Origin of the sequence: Kitasatospora sp. NPDC007106 (genome assembly GCF_040634455.1) — a bacterium.
Lineage (GTDB): Bacteria > Actinomycetota > Actinomycetes > Streptomycetales > Streptomycetaceae > Kitasatospora > Kitasatospora arboriphila.
In genome coordinates, this window is record NZ_JBEYFP010000190.1 from 1 (window position 1) to 10053 (window position 10053).

Below are 10053 nucleotides of genomic sequence, written 5' to 3' on the forward strand. Positions count from 1 at the left end.
GCAGCCGCCCGCGACCGCGTCCGCGCGGTGCCGGGGCAGGGTGCGCTCGCCCGCGCCCTCCACGGTGAAGCCGGCGTCCTTGATCATGTCGAGGTCGGCCTGACCGGCCTGGCCCTCACTCGTCAGGTAGTCGCCGAGGAAGATCGAGTTGGCGATCTCCAGGCCCAGCGGCTGCAGCGAGCGCAGGTGCACCTCGCGGCCGCCGGCGATCCGCACCTCGACGTCCGGGCAGACGAAGCGGACCATCGCCAGGATGCGCAGGCAGCGCTGCGGGCTGAGGTTCCACTCCTGTGCCAGCGGCGTGCCCTCGAACGGGATCAGGAAGTTGACCGGCACCGAGTCCGAGCCGAGGTCGCGCAGCGCGAACACCACGTCGACCAGATCCTCGTCGCTCTCGCCCATGCCCGCGATCAGACCCGAACAGGCGGACAGGCCCGCACCGTGCGCCTTCTGCACGGTGTCCACCCGGTCCGCGTAGGTGTGGGTGGTGGTGATGTCGCCGTACGTCGCCTCGGAGGTGTTGAGGTTGTGGTTGTACGCGTCCGCGCCGGCCGCCTTCAGCCGCTCCGCCTGGTTGTCGGAGAGCAGGCCCAGGCAGGCGCACACCTCGACCTGTGCGTCGGCGTCCTTGATGGCGGCGATGGTGTCGGCCACCCGGTCGATGTCACGGTCCGTCGGGCCGCGGCCGCTGGCGACCAGGCAGACCCGCTTCGCGCCGCCCGCGAGGCCCGCGGCGGCCGCCTCGGCCGCCTGCTCCGGCTTCAGCCAGGTGTACTTGAGGATCTCGGCCTTCGAACCGAGCCGCTGCGAACAGTACGAACAGTCCTCCGGGCAGAGACCGCTCTTCAGGTTCACCAGGTAGTTGAGCTTGACCCGCCGGCCGAACCACTGGCGGCGGACCTTGCCGGCGGCCGCGACGACGTCCAGGAGTTCGTCGTCCGTGGTGGCGAGGACGGCCAGCGCCTCCTCCCGGGTGGGCAGTTCCCGGCGCAGGCCCTTGGCGGTGAGGGTGTCGAGCAGATCCATGCGCTTGATCCTGCCCGTGCCGCGTCGCCTTCCGCCAGAGGGAACCCGCCAGAAGATCCGCTCGGCGGTGTGCGAGTTGTCACAGTGCCGCCGCAGACGGTAGTGGCGCAGGTCACGTACGCCCCCTTCGTGCGCGTAGCGCCCCTGTGGCAGGGCCCTCCCTCCGGGCCGGACCGATCACCTGCTTAGAATCTCCCGCATGACCACGCAGGGGGAGCCCGACCAGACCGCGGCCGGACACGACGGCGGGACGACCGCCGAACCGCGCCGGCACGGACCGGGCCGCCGCCGCACCGCTCTGTGGTGCGCCCTCGCCGTCGCGGCGGTCGCCGTCGGCTGGGTGGTCAGCCGGCCCAACCCCGGCGACCTCATACCCGGCCTCGGCAGCACCAGCGGCCAGTCCAAGAAGTACCAGCCGGCCCCCGGCCTCGCCTCCGAGCAGCCGCTGACGGAAGCCCAGAGCTTCACCGCCGAGCACTACTTCCCCGGCCAGCACACCGTCGACCAGAACGGCGTCCAGGCCCACCGCACGGCCGCCCGCGAAGGCACCGACTGCACCGAGATCCTGCTCGACCGCGAGAAGAACCCGCTGAAGGACACCGGCTGCCAGGCGTACGTCTCCGTCGGCTACACCAACGCCGACCAGCAGGTCGTCAGCAGCGTGACCGTCCTGCGCTTCGCCGACGAACAGAGCGCGCAGAAGGCCCGTCAGGCACTCGCCGACCCGGCCGTCCTCGCCTTCCTCACCGCCGAGTCCGCGGCGCCGGCGCCGTCCCCGACGCCCTCTCCGACCGCGACGGGCAGCCCGGTGGCCGCCGTGTCCGGCGCCGCGAGCGCCCCGGCCGGGACGACGCCCTCGTCTCCCACCGCGACCACACCCCCGCCGAAGCCCGCCGGCGTCGCCCGGGTCGAGCCGGTCGGCCACTACCTGACCGTCACCGTCTCCCGCTACACCGACCAGCGCACCACCCTCGCCCCCGGCGACCAGACCCTGGACAAGGCCACCCGCGCCCTCTCCTACACCGCCCGTACCCCCTTCCTCTGGATGTAGGAAGAACCCCTCCGGGGGGCAAGCCGAAAGGGGCGCGGAGAACCGCGCGATCCGGATGCGGCGAACTGCACAGAACCAGGGGCAGCCCCGGTTCGTACAGTGCACCACTCCCGCATCGCGCAGTTCCCCGCGCCCCTGACTACCCCCCCGAGGTGCTTCCCCCGGGAGGGGCCGTCAGCCGCCGAGGCGGTTGACGGCGGTGACGCGGAGGACGGCGCGGCCCTCCTCGTCGGAGCCGAAGAGGTCGACCTCGGCGGAGACGCCCCAGTCGCGGTCGCCCGCCGGGTCGTCGAAGATCTGCCGGACCCGCCACAGGCCCTCGTCCTCGACCTGCTCGATCATCAGCATCTTCGGCCCGCGGGCGTCCGGCCCCGTCCCGAGGTCGTCGTACTCCTCCCAGTACCCGTCCATCGCGTCGGCCCAACGGTCGCCGTCCCAGCCGTACTCGCCGTCGAGCTCGCCCAGCTCGTCGTAGTGCTCGAGCGCCGCGAGCTCCACCCGGCGGAACATCTCGTTGCGCACCAGCACCCGGAACGCCCGCTCGTTCGCGGTGACGGGCGCCGGCTTCTCGTCGAGCCGGACCTCGGCGGCCTCCGGCTCGGTCGGGTTGGCGAGCTGCTCCCACTCGTCGAGCAGCGAGGAGTCGACCTGCCGGACGAGTTCGCCGAGCCAGGCGATGACGTCCTTGAGGTCGTCGGTCTTGATGTCGTCGGGGACGGTCTGCTCCAGCGCCTTGTAGGCGCCGGCCAGGTACCGCAGGACGATGCCCTCCGTCCGGGCGAGCTCGTAGAAGCCCACGTAGTCGGTGAAGGTCATCGCCCGCTCGTACAGGTCGCGGACGACGGACTTGGGCGCCAGCGGGTGGTCGCCGATCCACGGGTGCGCCCGCCGGTACACCTCGTACGCGTGGCCGAGGAGCTCCTCGAGCGGCTTCGGGTAGGTGATCTCCTGGAGCCGGGCCATCCGCTCCTCGTACTCGATGCCGTCGCGCTTCATCTCGCCGACGGCCTCGCCGCGCGCCTTGTTCTCCTGGGAGGCGAGGATCTGCCGGGGGTCGTCCAGGGTCGCCTCGACCACGGAGACGACGTCCATCGCGTACGAGGGGGACTCCTGGTCGAGGAGGTCGAAGGCGGCCAGCGCGAAGGTGGACAGCGGCTGGTTGAGCGCGAAGTTCTCCTGGAGGTCCAGGGTGAGGCGGACGCGGCGGCCCTCGGCGTCCGGTTCGTCGAGCTGCTCGACGACGCCGCCCTCCAGCAGCGAGCGGTAGATCGCGATGGTCGAGCGGATGTGGCGGCGCTGCGCGGCGCGGTCCTCGTGGTTGTCGGTGAGGAGCTTGCGCATGGCGGCGAAGGCGTCGCCGGGCCGGCCGATGACCGAGAGCAGCATGGCGTGGCTGACCTTGAACCGGCTGACCAGCGGCTCCGGGTCGGCGGCGATGAGGCGTTCGAAGGTCTCCTCCGACCAGCCGACGAAGCCCTCGGGGGCCTTCTTGCGGACGACCTTGCGGCGCTTCTTCGGGTCGTCGCCGGCCTTGGCGAGTGCCTTGTCGTTCTCGACCACGTGCTCGGGGGCCTGCGCGACCACCTGGCCGACGGTGTCGAAGCCGGCCCGGCCGGCCCGGCCGGCGATCTGGTGGAACTCGCGGGCCCGCAGCACCCGCACCCGCTGCCCGTCGTACTTGGAGAGCGCGGTGAAGAGCACGGTGCGGATCGGCACGTTGACGCCGACGCCGAGGGTGTCGGTGCCGCAGATGACCTTGAGCAGGCCGGCCTGGGCGAGCCGCTCGACCAGCCGGCGGTACTTCGGCAGCATGCCGGCGTGGTGCACGCCGATGCCGTGCCTGACGTAGCGCGAGAGGTTGCGGCCGAACTTGGTGGTGAAGCGGAAGTTGCCGATCAGGGCGGCGATGGCGTCCTTCTCCGCCTTGGTGCACATGTTGATGCTCATCAGCGACTGCGCCCGCTCCACCGCCTCCTTCTGGGTGAAGTGCACGACGTACACCGGCGCCTGCCCGGTGGTGAGCAGCTCCTCCAGGGTGTCGTGCAGGGTGGTGCGCCGGTACTCGTAGAAGAGCGGCACCGGGCGGGTCGCCGAGCGGACGGCCACGGTCGGGCGGCCGGTGCGCCGGGTGAGGTCCTCCTCGAAGCGGCGGACGTCGCCGAGGGTGGCGGACATCAGCAGGAACTGCACCTGCGGCAGCTCCAGCAGCGGGATCTGCCAGGCCCAGCCGCGGTCCGGCTCGGCGTAGAAGTGGAACTCGTCCATGACGACCTGGCCGATGTCGGCCCGGTCCCCGTCGTGCAGCGCGATCTGCGCGAGCACCTCGGCGGTGCAGCAGATGATCGGCGCGGTCGGATTGACGCTCGCGTCGCCGGTCATCATGCCGACCTGTTCGGTGCCGAAGATCTTGCAGAGGTCGAAGAACTTCTCCGAGACCAGGGCCTTGATGGGCGCGGTGTAGAAGGTCCGCTTGCCCTCGGCGAGCGCGGCGAAGTGCGCGCCGGCGGCGACCAGGCTCTTGCCGGAGCCGGTCGGGGTCGCCAGGATCACGTTGTTCCCGGAGACCAGCTCGATCAGCGCCTCCTCCTGGGCGGGGTACAGCGTGATGCCGCGGTCGGACGCCCACTCGGCGAAGGTCTCGAACAGGGCGTCGGGGGTGGCGGGCTTCGGCATCAGGTCCAGGAGGGTCACCGGCCTATCTTGCCTGCTCCGGATCATCCCGGGCAAAGCCCTTCCCCGCCCGGCCGCCGCCCGGCCGTCGTTCGACCCCTGCCCGACCCCTGCCCGGTCGCCGTCCGACCGCCCTGCGGGGCCGCGCCGGAAGCGGCGAATTCATCCATCATCCCCATCGGAAACCCCGGTGTAACCCCGACGGGCGCCATTCGTCATCCGGATCCGATTTACATCCGATCATGGTTTCGCCGCGGAACGCACAACACGGGAGAGCGTTACAGCGTGGTACTGCACCTCGGGGTGTGAAACTCCTAATGTCAACGGTCTACACCGACTTCTGCGAGGAGTTGAGATGAGCCGAGTCGTCAGGGCAGCGCTGTTCCAGACCGCCTGGACGGGGGACAAGGAAACGATGGTCGCCGCTCACGAAAAGGCGGCGCGCGAGGCGGCGGCGCAGGGCGCCCAGATCATCGGATTCCAGGAGGTCTTCAACGCCCCGTACTTCTGCCAGGTGCAGGAGCCGGAGCACTACTCCTGGGCGGAGCCCGTCCCGGACGGGCCGACCGTCCGGCGCATGCAGGACCTGGCCCGGGACCTGCGGATGGTGATCGTCGTGCCGGTCTACGAGGTCGAGCAGCAGGGCTTCTACTACAACACCGCCGCCGTCATCGACGCCGACGGCAGCTACCTCGGCAAGTACCGCAAGCACCACATCCCGCAGGTGAAGGGATTCTGGGAGAAGTACTACTTCAAGCCGGGAAACCTCGGCTGGCCGGTGTTCGACACCGCGGTCGGCAAGGTCGGCGTGTACATCTGCTACGACCGGCACTTCCCGGAGGGCTGGCGCGCGCTGGGCCTGGCCGGCGCCGAGATCGTCTACAACCCGTCGGCCACCAGCCGCAGCCTCTCCCAGTACCTGTGGAAGCTGGAGCAGCCCGCCGCGGCCGTCGCCAACGAGTACTACATCGCCGCGATCAACCGGGTCGGCGTCGAGGAGTACGGCGACAACGACTTCTACGGCACCAGCTACTTCGTCGACCCGCGCGGCCGGTTCGTCGGCAACGTGGCCTCCGACAAGGACGAGGAGCTGGTCGTCCGCGACCTCGACCTCGACGCCATCGAGGAGGTCCGCCAGCAGTGGGCCTTCTACCGCGACCGCCGCCCGGACGCCTACGGCCCGCTCACCCAGGCCTGAGAGGAGCGCCCGTGACCCGCACCGTGATCCGCGGCGGCCTGGTGGTCACCGCCGCCGAGGAACTGAACGCCGACGTGCTGATCGAGGACGAGCGGATCGTCGCCCTCGCCGCGGCCGGCAGCAGCGCCGCCGAGTGGACGGCCGACCGGGTGATCGACGCCACCGGGATGTACGTGATCCCCGGCGGCGTCGACGCCCACACCCACATGGAGCTGCCGTTCGGCGGCACCTCCGCCTCCGACACCTTCGAGACCGGCACCCGGGCCGCGGCCTGGGGCGGCACCACGACGATCGTCGACTTCGCCGTCCAGTCGGTCGGCGCCTCGCTCCGCGAGGGCCTGGACGCCTGGCACGCCAAGGCCGAGGGCAACTGTGCGATCGACTACGGCTTCCACATGATCCTCGCCGACGTCAACGACGCCAGCCTCAAGGAGATGGACCTGCTGGTGGGGGAGGGCGTCACCTCCTTCAAGCTGTTCATGGCCTACCCGGGCGTCTTCTACAGCGACGACGGCAAGATCCTGCGGGCCATGCAGCGCGGCGCCGACAACGGCGGCCTGATCATGATGCACGCCGAGAACGGCATCGCGATCGACGTCCTGGTCGAGCAGGCCCTCGCCGCGGGGAAGACCGACCCGCGCTACCACGGCGAGGTCCGCCGCGAGCTGCTGGAGGCCGAGGCCACCCACCGGGCGATCAAGCTCGCCCAGGTCGCCGGCTCGCCGCTGTACGTGGTGCACGTCTCCGCCGCCTCCGCGGTCGCCGAGATCGCCGGCGCCCGGGACGCCGGCCTGCCGGTCTTCGGCGAGACCTGCCCGCAGTACCTCTTCCTCTCCACCGACAACCTCGCCGAGCCCGGCTTCGAGGGCGCCAAGTACGTCTGCTCGACCCCGCTGCGGCCCAAGGAGCACCAGGCCGAGCTGTGGAAGGGCCTGCGCACCAACGACCTGCAGGTGGTCTCCACCGACCACTGCCCGTTCTGCTTCGTCGGGCAGAAGGAACTCGGCCGCGGCGACTTCTCCAAGATCCCCAACGGCCTGCCCGGCGTCGAGAACCGGATGGACCTGCTGCACCAGGCCGTCGTCGACGGGCACCTCACCCGCCGCCGCTGGATCGAGATCGCCTGCGCCACCCCGGCCCGGATGTTCGGCCTCTACCCGAAGAAGGGCACCATCGCCCCCGGCGCCGACGCCGACGTCGTGGTCTACGACCCGAACGCGGAGCAGACGATCTCCGCCGAGACCCACCACATGAACGTCGACTACTCGGCGTACGAGGGCAGGCGGATCACCGGCAAGGTCCGCACCGTGCTCTCCCGCGGCACCGTCGTCATCGACGGGGACAACTACCTCGGACGCGCCGGCCACGGCCGCTACCAGCCGCGCGCCACCTGCCAGTACCTCGACCGCTAGGAGCCCCGTGGACATCGGACTCGTCCTGCAGACCGACCCGCCCGCCCGCCTGCTCATCGACCGGATGAAGCGCGCCGAGGCAGCCGGCTTCACCCACGGGTGGACCTTCGACTCCGTCGTGCTCTGGCAGGAGCCCTTCGTCATCTACAGCCGGATCCTCGCCGAGACCGAGCGGATGATCGTCGGCCCGATGGTGACCAACCCCGCCACCCGCACCTGGGAGGTCACCGCCTCGCTGTTCGCCACCCTCAACGACATGTACGGCAACCGCACCGTGTGCGGCATCGGCCGCGGCGACTCGGCGCAGCGGGTGGCCGGCCGCCGCCCGGCCGGGCTCGGCATGCTCGGCGAGGCGATCAACGCGATCCGCGACCTCGCCGAGGGCCGCACCGTCGAGGTCGACGGCACCGAGATCCACATCCCGTGGGTCAAGGAGGGCTCCCGGCTGCCGGTCTGGATGGGCGCGTACGGGCCCAAGGCGCTGCACCTCACCGGACAGGTCGCCGACGGCTTCATCCTGCAGCTCGCCGACCCCTACCTGACCGAGTGGATGGTCAAGGCCGTCCGCGACTCCGCCGCCGAGGCCGGCCGCGACCCGGCCTCCGTCACCATCTGCGTGGCCGCCCCCGCGTACGTGACCGCCGACGACTCGCCGGAGGCGCTGGCCCACGCCCGCGAGCAGTGCCGCTGGTTCGGCGGCATGGTCGGCAACCACGTCGCCGACCTGGTCTCCCGCTACGGGGAGCACTCCGCGATGGTCCCGGAGGAGCTCACCGCGTACATCAAGGACCGGCACGGCTACGACTACAGCCACCACGGCCGGGCCGGGAACCCGGACACCGCCTTCGTCCCCGACGAGATCGTCGACCGGTTCTGCCTGATCGGCACCCCCGAGCGGCAGCTCGCCAAGCTGGAGGAGCTCCGCGCGCTGGGCGTCGACCAGTTCGCCGTGTACGCGATGCACGACGCGATCGAGCCCACCATCGACGCCTACGGCAAGAGCGTGATCCCGGCCCTCTCCTGACCCGGAGGCGCTCGCCCGACGCCCCGCGCTCCCCTCGCGCACCCGCACCGACCACCCGCACCGACGCACCATCACCTTCCCCGGCGGCCGCCCCCCACGGCGGCCGCCGGGCCGTCCCCCCACAAGGTGGTAGCCCGTGTCCGCAGCCCAGTCCGTCACCCAGTCCGTGCAGCCCGACGGCCGGATCGAACTCGCCCCCGGCACCGACCTCTCCGACCCCCGCTTCGCCAACGACGACCTGAGACCCGTCCCCGTCGCGGAACGCCGCTGGACCACCTACAACTTCCTCGCCCTCTGGGTCGGCATGGCCCACAACATCCCGTCCTGGACGCTCGCCTCCGGCCTCGTCGCACTCGGCATGGACTGGAAGCAGGCCGTCCTCACCATCGCGCTGGCCAACCTGATCGTGCTCGTCCCGATGCTGCTCACCGGGCACGCCGGCACCAAGTACGGGATCCCCTTCCCGGTGTTCGCCCGGGCCTCGTTCGGCCTGCGCGGCGCCAACCTGCCGGCCATGATCCGCGCGGCGGTGGCCTGCGCCTGGTTCGGCATCCAGACCTGGATCGGCGGCGAGGGCATCTTCCTGCTCGCCGGCAAGCTGCTCGGCTCCGGCTGGCAGGACGCCTCCCACGTCGGCGGCTACCCGTGGACGCAGTGGCTGTCGTTCCTGATCTTCTGGGTGATCGAGATGGCGATCATCGTCCGCGGCATGGAGACCCTGCGGCGGTTCGAGAACTGGGCGGCGCCGTTCGTCATCGTCGGCGCCCTCGCCCTGCTGATCTGGATCTCGGTGGAGGCCGGCGGCTTCGGCCCGCTGCTCGACCAGCCCTCCAAGCTCGGCTGGGACGGCGACTTCTGGAAGGTCTTCTTCCCCGCCCTGATGGGCATGATCGGCTTCTGGTCGACGCTCTCGCTGAACATCCCCGACTTCACCCGCTTCGGCGGCTCGCAGAAGGCGCAGATCCGCGGCCAGGCGCTCGGCCTGCCCACCACCATGACCCTCTTCGCGCTGCTGTCCGTCCTGGTGACCTCCGGCTCCCAGGCCGTCTACGGCGAGCCGATCTGGGACCCGATCGCACTCGCCGCGAAGATGGACTCCACCGTCGGCATCCTCTTCGCCCTGCTGACCGTGCTGATCGCCACCCTGTCCGTCAACATCGCGGCCAACGTGGTGTCCCCGGCCTACGACCTGTCCAACCTGCTGCCGAAGCTGGTGAACTTCCGGACGGGCGCGGTCATCACCGGCGTGGTCGGCATCGTGATCTTCCCGTGGAAGCTGATCTCCGACCCGCAGATCTACATCTTCACCTGGCTCGGCGTGGTCGGCGGCATGCTCGGCACGGTGGCCGGCATCCTGATCGCCGACTACTGGATCGTCCGCCGCACCGCCCTGGAACTCGCCGACCTGTACCGCCCGCACGGCGCCTACTGGTACGCCGGCGGCTGGAACTGGCGGGCCGTCACCTCCCTGGTCGTCGGCGGCCTCCTCGCGGTCGGCGGCTCCTACGGCGGCCCCTTCCCCGCCGACGGCCTGATCCCCTTCCTCAAGCCGCTGGCCGACTACGGCTGGGCGGTCGGCTTCGCCTCCTCGCTCGCGCTCTACACCGCCCTGAGCGCGGGCACCCGCAGACCGGCACGATGACGGCGGGGGCGGGGCGGCCGGACGTCCGGC

Annotated in this window: 7 protein-coding genes; 5 read left to right on the forward strand and 2 right to left on the reverse strand. The window is 70.9% G+C overall.

Features of this window, described 5'->3' with window-relative positions:
* A partial coding sequence (gene bioB, locus ABZ641_RS17185; RefSeq protein ID WP_359982693.1) for a biotin synthase BioB occupies nucleotides 1–1026 on the reverse strand: 1026 nt, incomplete at its 3' end.
* Between the two features lie 199 nt (nucleotides 1027–1225).
* Between bioB and ABZ641_RS17190 the strand changes: the two genes are divergently transcribed.
* Nucleotides 1226–2077 (forward strand): hypothetical protein, encoded by an 852-nt coding sequence (locus tag ABZ641_RS17190; protein WP_344626515.1) that lies wholly within the window; start codon nucleotides 1226–1228, stop codon nucleotides 2075–2077.
* A gap of 174 nt (nucleotides 2078–2251) precedes the next feature.
* Here ABZ641_RS17190 and ABZ641_RS17195 read toward each other — a convergent pair whose 3' ends face one another.
* The gene (locus tag ABZ641_RS17195; RefSeq protein WP_359982696.1) at nucleotides 2252–4768 is read right to left on the reverse strand and encodes a DUF3516 domain-containing protein; all 2517 of its coding nucleotides are present in this window, start codon (nucleotides 4766–4768) and stop codon (nucleotides 2252–2254) included.
* A gap of 334 nt (nucleotides 4769–5102) precedes the next feature.
* Here ABZ641_RS17195 and ABZ641_RS17200 point away from each other — a divergent pair, with 334 nt between their 5' ends.
* The 4 genes from ABZ641_RS17200 to ABZ641_RS17215 all read left to right on the forward strand — a co-directional run bounded on the left by ABZ641_RS17200 (nucleotide 5103) and on the right by ABZ641_RS17215 (nucleotide 10023).
* Nucleotides 5103–5945 (forward strand): nitrilase-related carbon-nitrogen hydrolase, encoded by an 843-nt coding sequence (locus tag ABZ641_RS17200; protein ID WP_359982699.1) that lies wholly within the window; start codon nucleotides 5103–5105, stop codon nucleotides 5943–5945.
* A gap of 11 nt (nucleotides 5946–5956) precedes the next feature.
* Nucleotides 5957–7357, forward strand: a complete 1401-nt coding sequence (gene hydA, locus ABZ641_RS17205; RefSeq protein ID WP_344626518.1) for a dihydropyrimidinase — start codon at nucleotides 5957–5959, stop codon at nucleotides 7355–7357.
* Between the two features lie 7 nt (nucleotides 7358–7364).
* Entirely contained in the window at nucleotides 7365–8381 is a 1017-nt protein-coding gene (locus ABZ641_RS17210) for a TIGR03842 family LLM class F420-dependent oxidoreductase (RefSeq protein WP_344626519.1), read from the forward strand.
* Between the two features lie 136 nt (nucleotides 8382–8517).
* Nucleotides 8518–10023, forward strand: coding sequence for an NCS1 family nucleobase:cation symporter-1 (locus ABZ641_RS17215; RefSeq protein WP_359982703.1), 1506 nt, complete (start codon nucleotides 8518–8520; stop codon nucleotides 10021–10023).
* Nucleotides 10024–10053: the final 30 nt, after the last annotated feature.

Excerpts from the sequence above, each read along its gene's own strand:
- ABZ641_RS17190 (WP_344626515.1), top strand. The coding sequence starts at position 1,226 with ATGACCACGCAGGGGGAGCCCGACCAGACCGCGGCCGGACACGACGGC.
- ABZ641_RS17200 (WP_359982699.1), top strand. The coding sequence starts at position 5,103 with ATGAGCCGAGTCGTCAGGGCAGCGCTGTTCCAGACCGCCTGGACGGGG.